At 50.9% G+C, this 17,091-nt stretch carries 12 protein-coding genes and 2 pseudogenes; 6 read left to right on the top strand and 8 right to left on the bottom strand.

The window, feature by feature from the left end; all coding sequences use genetic code 11:
• Window positions 1-85: 85 nt before the first annotated feature.
• Together SBL51_RS00220 and putA are read right to left on the bottom strand one after the other, a co-directional pair.
• A complete protein-coding gene (locus tag SBL51_RS00220; RefSeq protein WP_317928449.1) occupies window positions 86-2,221 on the bottom strand; it encodes a TonB-dependent receptor in 2,136 nt (711 codons plus the stop codon).
• A gap of 435 nt (window positions 2,222-2,656) precedes the next feature.
• On the bottom strand, window positions 2,657-6,310 hold the full coding sequence (putA, locus tag SBL51_RS00215) for a bifunctional proline dehydrogenase/L-glutamate gamma-semialdehyde dehydrogenase PutA (RefSeq protein ID WP_317928448.1): 3,654 nt from the start codon (window positions 6,308-6,310) through the stop codon (window positions 2,657-2,659).
• Between the two features lie 166 nt (window positions 6,311-6,476).
• Between putA and SBL51_RS00210 the strand changes: the two genes are divergently transcribed.
• The gene (locus tag SBL51_RS00210; protein ID WP_317928447.1) at window positions 6,477-6,971 is read left to right on the top strand and encodes a winged helix-turn-helix transcriptional regulator; all 495 of its coding nucleotides are present in this window, start codon (window positions 6,477-6,479) and stop codon (window positions 6,969-6,971) included.
• Between the two features lie 207 nt (window positions 6,972-7,178).
• On the opposite strand, the gene SBL51_RS23235 is transcribed toward SBL51_RS00210, so the two are convergent.
• The 3 genes from SBL51_RS23235 to SBL51_RS00200 all read right to left on the bottom strand — a co-directional run bounded on the left by SBL51_RS23235 (window position 7,179) and on the right by SBL51_RS00200 (window position 8,390).
• Window positions 7,179-7,337, bottom strand: a complete 159-nt coding sequence (locus tag SBL51_RS23235) for a DUF4400 domain-containing protein (RefSeq protein WP_411860444.1) — start codon at window positions 7,335-7,337, stop codon at window positions 7,179-7,181.
• Between the two features lie 184 nt (window positions 7,338-7,521).
• On the bottom strand, window positions 7,522-7,773 hold the full coding sequence (locus tag SBL51_RS00205; protein ID WP_317928446.1) for a helix-turn-helix transcriptional regulator: 252 nt from the start codon (window positions 7,771-7,773) through the stop codon (window positions 7,522-7,524).
• A 5-nt stretch (window positions 7,774-7,778) separates the two neighbouring features.
• Window positions 7,779-8,390, bottom strand: coding sequence for a hypothetical protein (locus SBL51_RS00200; protein WP_317928445.1), 612 nt, complete (start codon window positions 8,388-8,390; stop codon window positions 7,779-7,781).
• Window positions 8,391-8,709: 319 nt separating this feature from the next.
• Between SBL51_RS00200 and SBL51_RS00195 the strand changes: the two genes are divergently transcribed.
• From SBL51_RS00195 to tnpC, 5 genes and pseudogenes are all read left to right on the top strand, one after another.
• On the top strand, window positions 8,710-9,936 hold the full coding sequence (locus SBL51_RS00195) for a CoA transferase (protein WP_317928444.1): 1,227 nt from the start codon (window positions 8,710-8,712) through the stop codon (window positions 9,934-9,936).
• A 108-nt stretch (window positions 9,937-10,044) separates the two neighbouring features.
• Window positions 10,045-10,338 (top strand): IS66 family insertion sequence element accessory protein TnpA, encoded by a 294-nt coding sequence (tnpA, locus tag SBL51_RS00190; protein ID WP_317928443.1) that lies wholly within the window; start codon window positions 10,045-10,047, stop codon window positions 10,336-10,338.
• The gene (gene tnpB / locus SBL51_RS00185; protein ID WP_317928442.1) at window positions 10,335-10,691 is read left to right on the top strand and encodes an IS66 family insertion sequence element accessory protein TnpB; all 357 of its coding nucleotides are present in this window, start codon (window positions 10,335-10,337) and stop codon (window positions 10,689-10,691) included. The genes tnpA and tnpB overlap by 4 nt, the downstream gene beginning before the upstream one ends.
• Window positions 10,692-10,720: 29 nt before the next feature.
• Window positions 10,721-11,416: an IS66 family transposase zinc-finger binding domain-containing protein gene (locus tag SBL51_RS00180; RefSeq protein WP_317928441.1), complete on the top strand. Its 696-nt coding sequence runs from the start codon at window positions 10,721-10,723 to the stop codon at window positions 11,414-11,416.
• Window positions 11,401-12,111: pseudogene (gene tnpC, locus SBL51_RS00175) on the top strand (IS66 family transposase). The gene SBL51_RS00180 and the pseudogene tnpC overlap by 16 nt, the downstream one beginning before the upstream one ends.
• Before the next feature lie 219 nt (window positions 12,112-12,330).
• Here tnpC and SBL51_RS00170 read toward each other — a convergent pair.
• From SBL51_RS00170 to SBL51_RS00160, 3 genes and pseudogenes are all read right to left on the bottom strand, one after another.
• Window positions 12,331-12,501: pseudogene (locus SBL51_RS00170) on the bottom strand (transposase); the annotation flags it as partial.
• A 254-nt stretch (window positions 12,502-12,755) separates the two neighbouring features.
• On the bottom strand, window positions 12,756-14,381 hold the full coding sequence (locus tag SBL51_RS00165) for an arylsulfatase (RefSeq protein ID WP_317928440.1): 1,626 nt from the start codon (window positions 14,379-14,381) through the stop codon (window positions 12,756-12,758).
• 734 nt (window positions 14,382-15,115) lie between these two features.
• Window positions 15,116-16,894 (bottom strand): alkyl sulfatase dimerization domain-containing protein, encoded by a 1,779-nt coding sequence (locus SBL51_RS00160; RefSeq protein WP_317928439.1) that lies wholly within the window; start codon window positions 16,892-16,894, stop codon window positions 15,116-15,118.
• Between the last annotated feature and the right edge of the window lie 197 nt (window positions 16,895-17,091).

Below are 17,091 nucleotides of genomic sequence, written 5' to 3'. Positions count from 1 at the left end.
AATTTGGATGAAGTAACCAACAACATTCCCCCCATACGCGTTGACAGAAACAGACGGGCGGTGAGGAATGTTGTCGCCGGCAGAGTTACTCGAAGTCTACACCGACAGAAAAGCCGATTGTGCGTGGACGCGGTCGCATGGTGATGCCCCAGTTGCCCCAAGGATCAAGAGAGCCATTTTCATTCAGGGCATTTTCCACATACAGCGCCAGACGCCACTTGTCGATCGTTGTACCCAGACGCAGATTCAGAAGTTCCACTGAATCGGACTTGCCGATACCCGGCATAGTGGTCCGGTCGATTACCGTAATCTCACTGCGGGCATTGTAATCCGCTCTCACGTAGGAGGGACGGCCATAGTAATCGAATTGGTATTCAGCACCCAGGGTGTAGCTGTAATCGGGTACGTAATCCAGTGGGTCGCCGGGAATACTACCAGTCGGGTTAGAGAGATCCGCGCTGGTGATCTCTCCGTTACTGAAAGATCCACTGGCGCTCAGCGTCAGGTTTTCGGTCGCCAGCCAGTCAAAACTGAAATCCACTCCCTCTACTTCAGCATCACCGATATTACTGGTTACGCCGCGAAAAACGTTGTCGATAACCTGTAGCGAGCGTTGCAACATGTCCTGATATTCGCTGTAAAAGAGTGCGATGTCGTATTTCACTCGACCAGCAAACAGCGTCCCTTTGGTTCCCAGCTCATAAGAGAGAAGGCTTTCTGGTCCATACGGTGCAGCTCCGGCAATTTCGAGGTTGAAGCCACCACTGCGGAAACCGGTACCGATACTCGAATACATATTAACGTTGTCAGTAACGCCATAGGTACCGTAAACCCGCCAGGTGGTTTTGGTAAACGTATCACTGTCGTTCACACCGCTTAGAACATTCTCCTGATAGCGATCATCAGAGAATTGTCGAACACCAACACCCAGTTCCAGACCATCCGTAAACCGATAGGAGCCATCTGCGAAAACTGCCCAGGATTTGGAAGATTGCTCGTTGTGTGTCACTTCGATGTAGGTGAAGCCACTCCAGAGTACGTCACCAACAGAACTGCGCCCCTGTTTGGAATCTGAGTAGTAAGTTCCCAGCGTCCAAGTGTAGTTATCAGCGGTATCTACCAGACGGAATTCCTGAGTAATATTTTCAACATTGTTTTCACGTTCGGATAGGAACTCGTAACCATCGAACAGCGTTGCGCCACCACCAATGTCCTTAAACATATACTGGCTTTCAGAGTCCTGATTCAGATAGGTAGTCGAGGTCAGAAACTGAATACTGGAAAAGTCATAGGTGATCGTCGCATTGAAGAGTTCGGACGCCTCGTCATATGGAACACCTTTAGAGGTATCAAAACCGGGATACCAGTTGTAATCTTCATCAGAAATACTGGTTCCCACGTCACTGTGATTACGGCGGACCATCGCTGTCGCTTTTATGCTCAGCGCATCGGTGGGCAACCAGAGCATTTTAGCTCGGATGTCGGAAATATCCTGGTTGTTCACATCCTCACTGCTGGAGGGAGAATCCGGCATATCGATCCAGCCACCCTGCTTATCAAAGGAACCGACAATACGGAATCCAAGCGTCTCCTCAACGACCGGAGTATTCAGGATCATCGTCAGCGCCTGTGAGGGCGCACCTTCGTGCGTATATTCGAGGGCCACATCTCCCGATGCTGTGAAGCGATCCAGCTGCGGATCCTTTGCAATGTAGCGAACGGTTCCACTAACAGCTCCGGCACCGTATAACGTTCCCTGCGGCCCCCGTAGCACTTCGACGCGCTCCAGGTCAGCAGTACTGATATTGAGCATATTTGATGCGCCGAGTGCGCCGGAACCGGTATTTATCGGCGCCTCGTCAAGATACACACTGGTCAGAATTCCGGAGCCGTTATTGTTCCCGATTCCACGCATGTACATGGACTGACGCCCCGGCCCTTCTTCACGAATCATAAGGCCCGGCACGGCAAAAGAGAGATCCATAACATCCTGAATCCCCTTTGATTCCAGTTCTCCGGCACCCATAGCCGTAATACTCATTGGTACATCCACGGTGCTCTGCTCCCGCTTCTGCGCAGTAACCACAACTTCCTCTACCATAGACGAGCGTTTCTGGCTCGTTTCTGCCTCCGCAGCCGTTGATATTGCCAACGCCAGTTGCGACGCGAGTACCACCAGCGACACCTGATAGCCCAGACCTGTTCCCTTACTACTCAGCATACCTACCCCCAAATCACCACATAATTTACAAAGTTCAGTAACAGTCTGTTCAGACTGTTTATAAATATACCGCTGCAGATTTTTATGTCAACCGAGAAATTGTCCGATGACGCGCCCCAGTAGAAAAAGGCGAAATACAGCACTTTATACGGATTATTATTAAATAAACCGCATAATAGATAATTTAAAACTATTATTAACTCGCACTTTGCTGGTTCAAAAACGGGAGATATTTCTGTAAAAATATGAAATCAGGGTAGCTGATAAGTAAAATTTATAGTTGACATTAAGGATAATCAGTCTGATCAGATCTTTTATGCCGTAATTTGAAGCGATGGGAAACTCAGCGCACCATAAGCGAGCCGACTTGCAAACAGAGCAGCCTCTGCGCGGGCAGTGTGTACCGCCGCAGAGACACCGAAGACAAACAGCAACTCAGACGTCGCTTAACATCATTAAAGAGGTATTGCCGCCAGACGCGGTCGTGTTGACGGTGATGGTTTTCTCTTCAACGAATCGATGCCCGTAAAACACTCCTGGTATCTCGGCAAGAATCGAGATAATGGATCCCGAAGCTGAAGCCAACCGTTCTGCTGTCAGGGAAATCAGTGAGCTTCCCGGGCACATCACAACCATGCCATACTTGGCAGAGGTTAGCTCAGGGCTCTCGTTAGAAAGAAAAATCACCTCGGAACTTCTGCCGCACATCCGCAGAGCAGAACTCAGACAAGCCAACGAATCCCGCCAGTGACCGGGAACACACAGCTCCACGCTATTGCCAAGCAGACTTGCGGCCGCCAGAGTCAGCCAGGCATGATGCTGGGAATCAGAACCGTCGTAATGCATGAGAATCCGACCTCTCGGCTCCAGCAACAGCTGATTGGATTCTCCGGTCGGCCCCGGCAGGCTGATGGGCTCGAAGATATCGTGCAGTAGAGTATCGAGCTGAGCACCACGGGCCTGCAGCCGAGCGGATATAACATCGGGGTCGACTGGATTCGCGCCTATTATCTCTTGAATCAGCTGACTGAATTGGCACAGAGGATCGGCGACTTTTTTCAGCTCCGAACCAAAAGAATCTCGGCCCCCCTTAACAAGACGGGTCAGATATAGCGGACCACCGGCTTTGGGTCCTGTCCCGGAAAGACCGCGACCTCCGAACGGCTGGACGCCAACGACAGCTCCGATCATGTCCCGGTTAACGTAGATGTTACCCACTTCCGCTCGCGAGCAGATCTGGTCAACCGTTGCCTGAATCCTGCTGTGAACTCCCAGCGTCAATCCAAAGCCACTACTGTTAATTTCATCTACAACGCTGTCGATCTCACCAGCCCGGAATCTGACCACATGCACCATGGGCCCGAACACCTCGCCCTCCAGAACGGAGACGGAAGGAATTTCCAACAAGGCCGGCGCGACGTAGTGCCCCTCGAGTAAAGTTTCCGGTAAGCGAGTCTGAAATATGTTATGAGCAATGCCACACATTCTATCCAAGTGCGCCTGCAGCCGCTCAGCTGCCACGCGATCAATCACCGGACCGATATCCGTGGTCAATAGTGCGGGATTACCGATTACCAACGACTCCATCGCACCGCGGATCATGGCGATCACTGCATCCGCAATATCTTCCTGCAGAAACAGCACCCGTAGCGCTGAGCAGCGCTGTCCTGCACTCTGAAACCCCGAGCGGATAACATCATCCACAACCTGCTCTGGGAGCGCTGAGGAATCCACAATCATGGCATTCTGCCCACCAGTTTCGGCAATCATTGGTACAGGAGCGTCAGTGCGCTTCGACAGTGTCGCATGGATCCGGCGCGCTGTAGCCGTTGACCCGGTAAACATAACAGCATTGATGCGGGGATCGGGAACCACCCATCCGCCGGTGTCTGTACCGGTCAGGCATAAGAGCTGCACCGCGGCCCGAGGGATCCCGGCCTGATACATCAGCTGTACCGTCACCTCTGCAATCAATCCCGTCTGCTCTGCCGGCTTGGCAACAACGGCGTTCCCGGCCACCAGCGCAGCGACAATCTGCCCTGTAAAGATGGCCAGAGGGAAATTCCAAGGGCTGATGCAGAGAACCACACCATGGGGCTTATAGCCCGCCCCCCCGATATAACCAGCACGCGCCTGTTGAACATAGTAGTGGCAGAAATCAACAGCCTCGCGCAGCTCAGCCAGGCTATCCGGTATCGTTTTGCCAGCCTCGCGGATACAGAGCATTAGTAACTGCTCCCGCTGCTCCTCTAACAACTCAGCAAAATGGCTGATGAGATGGCAACGCTCCTCTACCGTCTTCTCGGCCCAATCACTCGCTCCACGACTCACTGCCACAAGCGAGGATTCGACAGCCTCTGCCGGCGCCATCTCCAGAAAGCCAACGGTTTCCTGTAGGTCAGCCGGATTACGAATTCTAACCCCGCATTCTGATTGCATAGTGAATCGGGCGGCAGCCGCATCAATACCCGCATTCAGCCCTGCCACAGACACCGGATGGCTCAGATTCACACCACGCGAATTGGGTCGGCCTTCCCCATAGAGGTGTGGTGCGAGAGGAATCGCGGAATTTCTGAAGACTTTCTCTCCGACCATCCGCTCATAGGGATTGGCAACCAGCTGACTGGTAGACAGGGATTCATCGATGATATTGTTGACAAACGAGCCGTTCGCACCGTTTTCTAGCAGCCGCCTGACCAGATAGGCAAGCAGATCGGTGTGATTGCCCACCGGCGCATAAATTCGACAGGCTATCTTCTCCCGTTTCATAATCTCGTCATACAGCTCTTCGCCCATGCCGTGCAGCCGCTGGAACTCATATCCGCTACGTTCCTGACTGAGCGACAGAATCGCAGCAACGGTATTGGCATTGTGCGTCGCAAATTGAGGAAACAGACAGTCCCTGTGCGCCAGCAACTCGGCAGCACAAACAAGATAACTCAAATCCGTGGTTAATTTCCGGGTGAATACCGGATAGTCGGACAATCCCTCCATCTGTGCCTGTTTGATTTCTGAATCCCAGTAAGCGCCCTTGACCAACCGAATCATAAGGCGCCGGCCGGTAGATCTGGCAATATTGGCCGCCGTCTGGATTACAATCCTGGCCCGCTTCTGATACGCCTGCACGGCAAATCCAAATCCGTCCCACTTTTCAAGTTGCGGATTGCGGGCGACCGCAGCGATCACTTCCAGTGAAAGTTCAAGCCGGTCTGCTTCTTCGGCGTCAACGGTCAGCCCGATATTGAACGACTTGGCCTGCAGAGCCAGCTCCAGCAACAGTGGTGTCAGCTCTTCGAGAACTTTATCCCGATTAGCCCATTCGTAACGCGGATGCAGTGCGGAAAGCTTGACGGAGATACCGGCGCTGTCGACGCAGTCCATATCCGCTGTCGATTGGCCAATGGCATTAATAGCGCGGCGATAGCTTTCAAAATAGTCAGCGGCTGCAGCTCGGGTACGCGCCCCCTCACCAAGCATGTCGTAGGAATAGCGAAACCCTTTCGCCTCAAGCCCTCGGGCGCGCGTCAGCGCCGAACCAATCTCCTGCCCCATAACAAAGATATTTCCCATGATGCCCATCGCCCGCCGCACGGCGAGGTGAATCCCCGCCTCACCGAGCCGCGAGATCAACTTGCCCGCCGCTTTGTGCGCCGACGCTTGAGTATCGCTGTAACGGAGAAACCGTCCGGTAACAACCAGCCCCCAGGTCGCCGCGTTCACGAACACCGAGCTATTCTTGCCCGCATGGGAAATCCAGTTTCCGCCCTGTAGCTTGTCGCGAATGAGCTTTTTCGCTGTGTCGGCATCCGGAACCCGGAGCAGAGCCTCGGCCAGACACATCAGTGCAATGCCCTCCTCTGACGACAGGGAATACTCATTCAACAGTGCATCCACTCCGCCTTTACCAAGAGTCCTTTCACGAACCTTTGCAATCAGCTCCTCAGCGATTACCGAGGCAGGTACGAGCGCTGCCTGCAAGGGCTTGGCTGCAGCCAGTAATTCCCGCGCAACGTCATCTTCAGGAGCAGAATAATAATCGTGTAGACGTCGGATCAGAACATCGGATTGAGAGAGAAAGGGAGCGTTCAAGAGATACCTCACAGGACAGATAAACGACTGAGCGGGCACTCACAAGCGCCCTCCATCAAAAAATATACTGTTCGTAGAATACCAATTAAATACCAGAATTATTTTGTCATTTTTGGCTTATTACCGTACTATATTCTGACTTTATAAACATTTTCAGAACATTAATATGCCAACGTCAAACCACAAAAAGCCTCTCCGCAATCTTGATCGTACCGACCGTCGCATCCTAAAAGTCCTACAGAGTGATGGCCGCACCTCAAACATCGAGTTGTCCAAGCGCATTAATCTCTCTGCAAGCTCCTGCCTTGAGCGCGTAAAACGCCTTGAATCCGAAGGGTTTATCACGGGCTATTACGCGAAACTCAATGCGGATTATCTGGGGCAGCACACCGTGGCATTTGTTGAAGTCACGCTGAACCGCAGCAGCAGCCAGGTATTTGATGATTTCAGAGATGCGATTCGTGAACTGCACCAGGTTGCCGAGTGCCACATGCTCGCCGGAGGATTCGATTATCTGGTTAAGCTCCGCTTTCCCCAGTCTGAAAGCTATCGTGAAGTACTCGGCAAACTCGTCGATCTCCCCGGGGTGGCGCAGACACACACCTACATGGTGATCGAGCAGGTGAAAGAAGATCAGGGGATTCACTTCAGTGTGGATTGATGACAGACATGCTCAGGGAGTGGAAGGAGGTATTTATACAACCACAGGCTACTGTCAAACCAGTGTCCCAAACCTTCCGCTCAGATTCCTATTAAGGGGTCTGTTAACGTACCCACGGTCACGTTACCCAAGAAGGCAACGGCCAGTACAAACAGCAGGTTGATCCAGAAAGGACGAACGCTTACCGGCGACACCAGGTACAACACCTCAGCAGTAATGATCAGTAGGATCGCGACTTTTCTTGGCGTAGAGATACACGAAAGAACTTTTCCAGCCGCCACCCCAACGATGTAGATTGCTGTATACCGGACCATCGACCAATGCTATCAGGGTGAACAACCCAAACACCGGAGTGACCCGGCTCAAAAAAACCAGGCGCTCCGCAGGACTTGCATAGCCGGTAAGACCTAATTGGAAACAGACAATTGAATGGGATTCAGAAGCGGGCGTACTCTGGATTCGTTAGTTCACTCTACGAGCAACACCAATACCCACGCACACCGGTAAACACCACTGTTCCGCCCTGATAACTCAGCCTCGAGCCCGGGTTTCAGAAGCCGTAGCGGGATTTGCGGTAGTGACCGGGGGTTTCGCCGGTGGCCTTGCGGAAGGCGTGGCAAAAACTGGCTGAGGATTTGAACCCCAGAGTGTAGGCGATGGCCTTGATGCTCATATCACTGTGCAACAACGTCAGCGCATGCTGCTGACGGACTTGCGCAATCTGGTCACCGATGGCGTGGCCGGTACTGATGCGGTAGCTTCTGGTCAGATGCCTTACCGACAGCTGACACAATTGCGCCAATTCAGTCAGGCTAGGCGGCGGTTTAATTTCCTGCACCGCTCAGTAATTAATCGCAATTGACGCTCGTTCAGCCCCTGTGTGGAGTTATTAAGCCGAGGCGAGATACCATTGCAAAAGCGGCCCAACTCTATGGCCAGCTGCGCACTGATCAGTTCGGTTAATGCCTCACTGCCGAGTCCCGGGTCGCGCACCTCGGCAGCCATGCGATTGAGCAGTTGATGAATACGGCCATCGCTTATGTTCAGACAGGCAGCCAGCCTTGCGTCAGTGCTCAGTTGTTCGCAATCCAACCATTCATGCAACGCACTTGCCGATAGCTTGCAAACCAGCGACGTCTGCTGCTTGCTGCCTTCACCACGGACGCACAGCATCTCTCCACGCGGCACCAGGAATATTCGGCCGAGGCTCTCAAAGCGGCCGGGATGCCAGTGATTCAGGTAGTTCGCCTGGGCGTTGATGGGACGCGGGGTAAGGGTCAGATCGAGCCAATACTCATCACACTCATGCATGGTCTCCTGAACCGGCCCCTTGGCGGGGTAATTCACCAACTGCACGGTAGCCTGCGGAAGCAGAAGCTCCTGGATAACGGTGATGGGATTAGGATTCAAGCTATTCATTATGGTTATGGTGGCGTAGCCGATCGCTGAAGCCGTTCGATATTCCCCCAGACACCGGCCACTGTCAAATCCGCCAGGGCCTGCCAGCGACGCCAAGGCCCGCCAGCGATGCCGGCACGTGTTGAGGGGCTGTGGCAGTCACTGCCAGAATGAGCGGCTGGCTGATCCGCGTCGAACAGCCGTTACTAGCAACTAAGCAGGTATTCACTGGGGGTACCCTGGTGCCAGGCAAAATCACCGTTATCACCGGCGCTGGCTCCGGCCCCTGCCGGGCACTCGCCCGCCGCTGTCATTGCACGAGTCTGAGGAGCAGATAACCATGACCCAAATTGCCAAAGGCGTAATCGTCCTCGAAGTGGCACAACACACCTTTGTCCCCTCCGCCGGCGCTGTCCTGGCCGATTGGGGCGCCGACGTTATCAAGATCGAACACCCCCTGCGCGGCGATACCATGCGCGGTTTCCGCAGCACCGGCGACGCCAAGCACAACCCCAACCGCCACACTCTGGTGGAGCACGCCAACCGCGGCAAGCGCAGTGTCGGCATCGATATCTCCACCGCCGAAGGCCAGCAGCTGATCTACGAGATCGCCAAAACGGCTGATGTTTTCCTCACTAATTACCTGCCGGCGCAACGGCAAAAGCTGAAGCTGGATATCGAACACATTCGCGCGGCCAATCCCAAAATCATCTACGCCCGCGGCAGTGCCTTTGGCGACAAGGGCCCGGAGCGCGAGGCCGGCGGCTTTGATGGCACCGCCTTCTGGACGCGCAGTGGTATCGGCAACTCCATGTCGCCAGCAGAGCTGGACGGCCCCCTCTCCCAGGGCATACCGGCTTTCGGTGACTGTATCGGCGGCATGAACATCGCCGGCGGTATTCTCGGTGCCCTCTATCACCGGGAGAAAACCGGTCACGCCGTCGAACTGGACGTATCGCTGATGAGCAGTGCCTGGTGGGCAGCGGGATCAGGGATGGCCCAGACCATGGAGCTGGGTGTGGTGCCACGGGCGCGCATGCCACGTGGCGGCGGCTCCCCGGGCAACCCGTTTATGGGTAACTTCACCACCGCCGATGGCGGCACACTGAACTTCTGTATCCTGACACCCGGCCCCTACATCCGCGATACCTTTGAACATCTTGGCTTACCCGAAGCGGCCGACGACCCGCGGTTCGCCACCGCCGAAGCACTGATGGAGAACTGGGCCGATGCCAGTGCCCTGATGGTACAGGCCATCGCTAAACAGCCCTTCGACTACTGGCGCACACACCTGAAAACCATGCGCGGCCAATGGGTCCCCTTCCAGAGCCTGGAAGAGCTCGCCCGCGACCCACAAGCGCTGGCCAATGACATGGTGGTTGAGGTCGAAGCCGCCGAAGGCGACGAACCCCTGCGCCTGGTTCGGCCACCGGTGCAGTTTGATCACACGCCAGTAACCACCACCCGGGCGCCGCTGGCGGCGGAGCACACCGAGCTCTATCTACTGGAATTGGGTCTGGAGTGGGACCGCATTGAAACACTGAAAGCGGCGGGAGTTATTACCTGAATGAGAGTCCCGAACGGCTCTGGCGGTGTAACCTCCAAACTAACCGCGCCCTACCGATCTCGCTAATCTTGATCTACCCTCCGAGCAAATCATATTCGAAGAAGTATCATGACTCGACTCACTCGCGAACAATGGCAATCCCTGATCAAGGCCTACGAAACCAGTGGCCTTACTCAAACTGACTGTTGCAAACAGCACAACCTCAACCCCAAAAACTTCAGCCTAAAGCGGGGTAAGTTGCTGCCTCTTGAGAGTTCGGCTTCGCCCTTTGTCCAGGTTGCGCGGGTGGCACCCCATCAACCCGGTAGCGACATCGAATTGCAAGTTGGTGCCGTTAAACTCAAACTCTCGGCATCTGTACCTTCGGCTTACCTGGTTGATTTGATTAGAGCCCAGGCATGATCGATTGGCACAGTGACATTCCGATTTATCTGCACAAAGCCCAGGTGGACTTCCGCAAATCGATCAATGGCTTATCGGTCATTGTTGCTGAGTCAATGCATCTGTCGGTCACTGAGCCCGGTCTGTTCGTGTTTTGCAATAAATCTCGTCGACAGCTTAAGGTGCTGTACTGGGACTCGACAGGCTTTGCGCTCTGGCAAAAGCGCTTAGAGCGCGACAGGTTTAAATGGCCCAGCGATGAGCGCTTTAACGTTGTTACCTTAAATCATGAACAGTGGTGCTGGCTACTGCGCGGCTTCGACATCACTAAAATTAGCCCTCATTCGCCTATTTTCTATCGAGATGAGGTTTAAGCTCGAGTAAAATATCGGCCATGATTAATATGGCTGATCTTGAAAATGAAAATCGAATGCTGCGAGAGCAGTTATCTGAAAAAGATAACGAGATCTCTCGGCGCGACTCACAGTTGGCCGCATTAAAAGAAGAAATTCAACGGCTCTTATTACAGCGCTTTGGACGCTCCTCAGAAAAGGTATCCGTCGACCAATTAGGCTTATTTAATGAAGCCGAAGAACTGGATAACAAAGTCGAACCCGAAGCAGCCACTGAAACCACCACCGTAAAAAGCCACGAACGAAAATCTCGCCCTCGCGTCGGCATCCCCGCTGAAATACCTCGTGAAGAGATCATTCACGACCTAACAGACTCAGAAAAGGTCTGCCCCAAAGACGGCACCGCTCTGGAAGTCATCGGCAGTGACAATCACGAGCAGCTGGATATTATACCGGCACAAATCAAAGTACTTGTGCATCGCCGTTTAAAATACGCTTGTCCTTGCAGTGAGCAACATATTGTAACAGCGGCTAAGCCCACGCAGCCCATCGAGAAAAGCATCGCCAGCCCGGGGTTACTTGCCTATATCGCTGTGCAAAAATACGCCGATGCCTTACCGCTGTATCGCCAAAGCGAAATGTTTAAGCGCATTGGCATTGCGTTAGATCGAACCAATCTCGCCAACTGTACAGGTTTGTTGCTCCTGCAAAACCTGCATTTCCGCCATCCATGGCGGTCATGGTAAAGTGTGGTGAGTTAGTGCAACCACTGATCAACCTACTCACGGAACACATCCAGCAACCGCCGCTGATTCACATGGATGAGACCACACTGCAAGTGCTGGATGAGCCCGGTAAACCGGCAGAAAGTAAAAGCTACTTGTGGTTAATGGCCACCTTTGGAATTCACTCCGCAATGGTTTATCACTATCGCGATAACCGTCCACAAGCCGTTCCGTTGGAACTACTCACAAATCAAACCAGCGCCATTATGGTCGATGGTTACGAGTGGTATCAAAAAGCGTGTGATACCTACCACATCCAACGATTAGGTTGCTGGGCGCATGCCCGCCGTAAGTTCGTTGAGGCACAAAAACTGCAGAAAAAGACCGGTAAAGCCAACTAGGCACTCGCGTTTATCCAAAAACTCTACGCAATAGAAAAAAACATCAAAAATCAACCGCCTGATGAACGTTATCGAATCCGACAACAAGAAGCGGTTCCCATAATCGAGAAACTCAAGGCTTGGAAAGAGAAAAGCCTCAACACCGTATTGCCGTCGACAGCCCTGGGTAAAGCGTTAACCTATTTCAATAACCAATGGGATCGCTTGGTCGGCTATCTAGATGACGGCAATTAGCCGATAGACAACAACCCGGCTGAAAGGGCGATACGCCCGTTCACCATTGGCCGGAAAAACTGGTTGTTTAGTAAAAGCTAGGCAGGCGCTAAGGCCAGTGCCAATCTATACAGCCTAATCGAAGCGGCAAAAACTAATTACCTAAATGTGTATGAGTACCTGAGATACATTTTAAAGAGCTGCCCAACGCGCAAAGCGTTGAGGATATTGAAGCTTTACCTCCATGGAGCGTGTCACATGGCTAGGGTGTAGTTGGTTGGGCGCTTACCGTTTTAACCGCTGTTTTTCCTCTTCCAGCTATTTCAAACGCCGCAGCTCCGATACGCCGAGCCCACCGTATTTCTTCTCCCAGATATAAAACGTGGCTTCCGACATGCCCATCTTTCGACAGATCTCAGCCACGCGTGTGCCGCTTTCCGCCTGCCTCAGCGCAAGCGTAATCTGTTGCTCCGTATACTTGGACGTTTTCATGGCCGATCAGCTCCTGAGGTTGCGTGATACTGCCCGAAAACTCTAGTTTAGACTGCTTCGGTTTTATGGGAGGAGGTCACAAGACTCACAACACATCCGCTATTTCCTTGAACTCCAATATACAGGATTTAAATTTCATTACTGCCTCTTGTGTTGGAGGCTATATCTTAACCCACTGCCTCAGATCTAGGGGCCACAATAGGCTTGGCCCTCTATGTTTAAGAGAGCCTTGATTTACGCAGTTTCCTTATCATCTAGTCATCGGTCGCACCGGGTGGCCTTACCACGACCTTCGGTGGGTAACGTTTAAATGTTTCCATATGAGCGAAAATGGCGTTCTGCCAGATAGATATGTAAGGCAACTTGCGTAACAGGAAGTTGTGGGTCTCTTTCGGGTCGAGGTAAAGATTAAAGACTTTCCCGTATTTATACTTTTGCTCAACACCAGTAAAGCCACCCGCGTTCCAACTATCATTCGGAACTCCGTTATCGATCCCAGCCGTCATGAATTTATATTCACCCACACGCACTGCGGAAAATGTATCAGCGAGCCAATAATAAAGAAATTTTCGGTTCGATTCGCCACTATCGGATAAAAGGAATGATGTCTGGTCGATACTATCGATGAATCGATCGCTGGGTACCTTTTCCGGCACCCCTGCTAAGGATAACGAAGTAGCAAAAATATCCGCCATATCGAATAATCCATCCGACTCACGCCCTGGAGCAATCATTCCCTTCCAGTAGGCAATGCCCGGCACACGCACCCCGCCTTCATAAGTGGAGCCCTTGGCTCCCCTGAACGGGGTATATCCGGAATCCCACCAAGTCTCCATTTCCGGACCATTGTCCGAGGTTACAAAAATCAGAGTATTTTCCAGCTGACCTGTCTCTTCCAGGGCCTTAACCAACCGACCTACGATATCGTCTAGCTGCACAACCACATCTTTATAAGGATAACCTGCCGGCGACATACCCTTGAATTTATCCGGCGGGTAGTTGTCGAAATGCGCCCCAGTGGTCGCATGATAGAGGAAGAACGGTTCGTCGCTATTCTTCATACGATGAATAAACTTGGATGAATACTCTGCCCATTCCTCATCTAATTGTTTGAAAACCTCCAGGTCTATTTCACGTACCTGCTTAAGTTTCTTACCCCGCTCGCCGTGAACCAAGAAGCGATTGAATGCCACATTACGCATCCACTCTTGACGCTCGGGCTTATTGACGATGTCTGGCTGAAACGCCGGATCGCGCCACTCTGTATACATGTTTGCTACACCCAGAAAACCGTAGAAATCATCAAATCCGACGTTCTGCGGCTGGGACGCTTCGTTCTCTCCCAGATGCCACTTTCCCACTGCCTGGGTCACATAATTCGATTCTCTCAGCAACTCAGCCATGGTAATCTCGCCCTCTAGTCCTCCCTTCTCACCAGCCATAGGCGGGCGTAGCAGACCATGGCGCCTAGGCAGTCGTCCAGTGAGCAGTGTGGCGCGCGTTGGAGAACATGACGGCTGTGAATAGGTTGACGTCAGGCGAAGACCGCTCCTCGCAAGCCTGTCAATATTTGGAGTAGGCGCGCCCACCGCGATGCCGCCACCATAGACACCAATGTCCCCCCAACCTATATCGTCCATCAACACGACGACGATATTGGGGCGTCGGCCCTTTTTTGAGGACAATGCATTCAATTTTTTCTGTGCCTCGGCGGCTTGCTTCGGATGGTCGAGAACTGGTTCACGGCTGGGACCCAACGAGACTGTTTCCCTCACCAGCGCATCCTCATAAGCACTAACATTTGGAGGAAAAATCAGACTCCAAGAGATCCCAATAGTGAAAGCCCAGGTGGTAACCACATTAATCAATCGTCTGTTCATTGGCATTTTCTCTATTTTTATTCCGCTATAAATTGTCACACTTTTTAGAGTGAAGCAGCCAAGAAAAATCTTAGCTTCACCCTGGATATCGAGTTGTGAGGGCTTTCCGCCATAGCTTTTCAGCCACCACAGCTTTTATTGTTACCCTCCCTTTCACAACTTTATGACCCTATTATGAAATTCGAGAGACAGTAACAAATTTCATCAAGCGAACAATCCATCGTCTACGACCAGGGACACCCCAGGAACCTAACTGGTCTGGTCTGGTGTGGTCTGGCCTGGTCAATGCAAACGTATAGTATAGCTGCAACTATATCCTCGACCCGACCAAGCCTATCCAGAGAGGTCATACTCTCTCATGCTGCTTGCGAACTCTCAATCAACCCATCAAAACCCGCCCTAACAAAGTCATCTAGTATTTTATCGTCAATTTCGATTTCAATAACTCACGCATGAACACAATTTACCCTTATATTGCGTGAAGGCTTGCCACATTCTACAGCCAATTTCTTAGTGAATGTTTTCACAAACCCTTTACTGCCACCGTAAATTTAACATCCTAGGGCGACTTTCAATGCGGCAAAACCACTTTATTTGTTAACCTGAAGCTCATATCGCTAGACATAATTTCCACCTCAAAAAATAATTTTATAGAATGACACCTAAAGAGATATAGCCCCACTGACAACCACCTCATCTTTCTTTTCAGCAGTTAAAGCTATATTTCTATTACGTTATCTCAGATGCATATTGATCTCAGTTATCTCCCGATCAAGATAACCGACAAATTCTATTGCCGCTAATTTGTCGCCCTTGACGCTGATTTCACCAGATTTGATTCCATCCTCTACTGTAATCTCATTACGATTAATCTTATTTAGTGTTTTCGTACTCAATATCACAACGGCATCGCTTATTTTTGGATCGGTAGAGAAAGATTGAACTTCGATAATGCTGTGGCGAAGCTCAACGCCAATACTTTCTTTCGTATCTGATAATTCAAACACCAATGATATATGCCGATCTTTTGCTGATTCAGCATCGACAAGATAGCGCCAAGAGTCAATAACATCTCTGGCTGGGTGTAATTCTCCTTGAAACATTTTCATAGTCGACTTCAAAATCTCTCTCGTATCGAGCTTCCCCTCTAGCTCCAAAGCTCCAGTTAAATACCATGACCTTGCAATAGAATTGACCTGCTGATAACCAATCTTTCGAAGACATGCAGCTTTCAGATATCTAGCATCCATATCCTCTCTATCTAGTTTAATAAGCATCGAAACCAACTCCGCAGCCAGTTGAGGATCGCCATCATCGAACGTTTGCCTCGCCTCGGACAGTACCTTTTCTCTCCCCCCCATCATTTCAACGTACTTCTTGGCCTGATGTTGTGGTTCAGAATGTAACATGTCCACAGAGTCTCCGCTAAACCAACTTACCCAGCCAGTATAGAACTCCGGGGTAATAAGCCAGGGTGTTCCGTACGTAGGTCTAGTGAAAGGAACTAAATCAAGATAGCTTGGCAGTGCCTTAAATTTGTATTGCAACTCCAGAGGTGTGTAGCCTTTATTAATATATCGAATGCTTTGATCCCAAAGATACTGGATGGCATCCCGACTGGTTGTAATATATTTCTCAATACGATCTTTACCCTGAATCGGTATTATGTGTGATCCGAGCAACCACTCGGGCTGCAATTTCCTTACTCTGTCCAGCGCAGTGATATAATTCTCAGGTAACCTCGGCTTGGAACCACGAATGGAATGTATATTGGCCAATGAGTAGAAAAACTCATCGCCAATAATAACCATATCGTATTCTGGAATGTGAATGCCAAATTCCGATATGGCCTCACCGCCGGTATGGAAAACATTAAACTTGACACCCGCAATTTCCATCTCCGTGTCTTTATCAATTAAATCTGTCGGAGGAATATAGCCGGAATTTCCTCCTACGACATTTAGCGAACAGCAACCATGATAATGTTTATCCTCAGGAGGTAATAACGAACCGGAGTAGTATGCCACTCCTATTGCTTGTCGAGGAAGTAAATCTCCAAACTCATTGTCCTTTTCCGCTTCAAAATTCTTCCACGAAAATATTTTAACTCTTCCGCTACTAACGTCGCCCTCTGAAACCAGGGATGCAGTTCCGTTATAGTGATCTGTATGATGATGCGAATAGAAAATTGCCTTTATAGGCTTGTCCGAAATTTTCTTAATCTCCTTCGCGATTAATCGTCCATGCTCAATCGATACTCCGGTATCGTAAACAATCAAACCGTCATCTCCCTCAATAACGGTTGTATTCCCAATAAAACCCCCTAATGTATGAAAGGTCCATACAGGATTAGGGCCAGCCTTATAAACACCTTGCTTTTCAGAAAAAAGTTTTCGATGTTCGAGAAAGTAATCTGGCCATGTTCTTTCAACATAGTAAGGATTTTCTTCTGCCGTTAACGAGCCAGAAATACTCATAAGTAGAAATGTGCAAACCAGGTAAATTATCTTCATTATTCAACTCTTATGTTTGTCATTTAAACAATATAAATTGTTTAATTGGATATAGGCGGATTCACTGCATTGGTAACAGATTCACCAATGGGCGGGGAAATCAGTATTATTTACCTATAAGAGGCTCATCAATTCTACCATCCTGGCTCATCCGATATGGCCAATCCCACAACCTGTGGTGCATACAAATCGACAAG

It is taken from the genome of Halioxenophilus sp. WMMB6, from assembly GCF_033283405.1.
Taxonomy (GTDB): Bacteria; Pseudomonadota; Gammaproteobacteria; order Pseudomonadales; family Cellvibrionaceae; genus Halioxenophilus.
Note: the sequence above shows the minus strand (reverse complement) of the source record. Positions and strands in the feature narration are given on the sequence as shown.

Excerpts from the sequence above, each read along its gene's own strand:
- SBL51_RS00220 (WP_317928449.1), bottom strand. The coding sequence starts at position 2,221 with ATGCTGAGTAGTAAGGGAACAGGTCTGGGCTATCAGGTGTCGCTGGTG.
- SBL51_RS00210 (WP_317928447.1), top strand. The coding sequence starts at position 6,477 with ATGCCAACGTCAAACCACAAAAAGCCTCTCCGCAATCTTGATCGTACC.
- SBL51_RS00200 (WP_317928445.1), bottom strand. The coding sequence starts at position 8,390 with ATGAATAGCTTGAATCCTAATCCCATCACCGTTATCCAGGAGCTTCTG.
- SBL51_RS00195 (WP_317928444.1), top strand. The coding sequence starts at position 8,710 with ATGACCCAAATTGCCAAAGGCGTAATCGTCCTCGAAGTGGCACAACAC.
- tnpA (WP_317928443.1), top strand. The coding sequence starts at position 10,045 with ATGACTCGACTCACTCGCGAACAATGGCAATCCCTGATCAAGGCCTAC.
- tnpB (WP_317928442.1), top strand. The coding sequence starts at position 10,335 with ATGATCGATTGGCACAGTGACATTCCGATTTATCTGCACAAAGCCCAG.
- SBL51_RS00180 (WP_317928441.1), top strand. The coding sequence starts at position 10,721 with ATGGCTGATCTTGAAAATGAAAATCGAATGCTGCGAGAGCAGTTATCT.
- SBL51_RS00165 (WP_317928440.1), bottom strand. The coding sequence starts at position 14,381 with ATGAACAGACGATTGATTAATGTGGTTACCACCTGGGCTTTCACTATT.
- SBL51_RS00160 (WP_317928439.1), bottom strand. The coding sequence starts at position 16,894 with ATGAAGATAATTTACCTGGTTTGCACATTTCTACTTATGAGTATTTCT.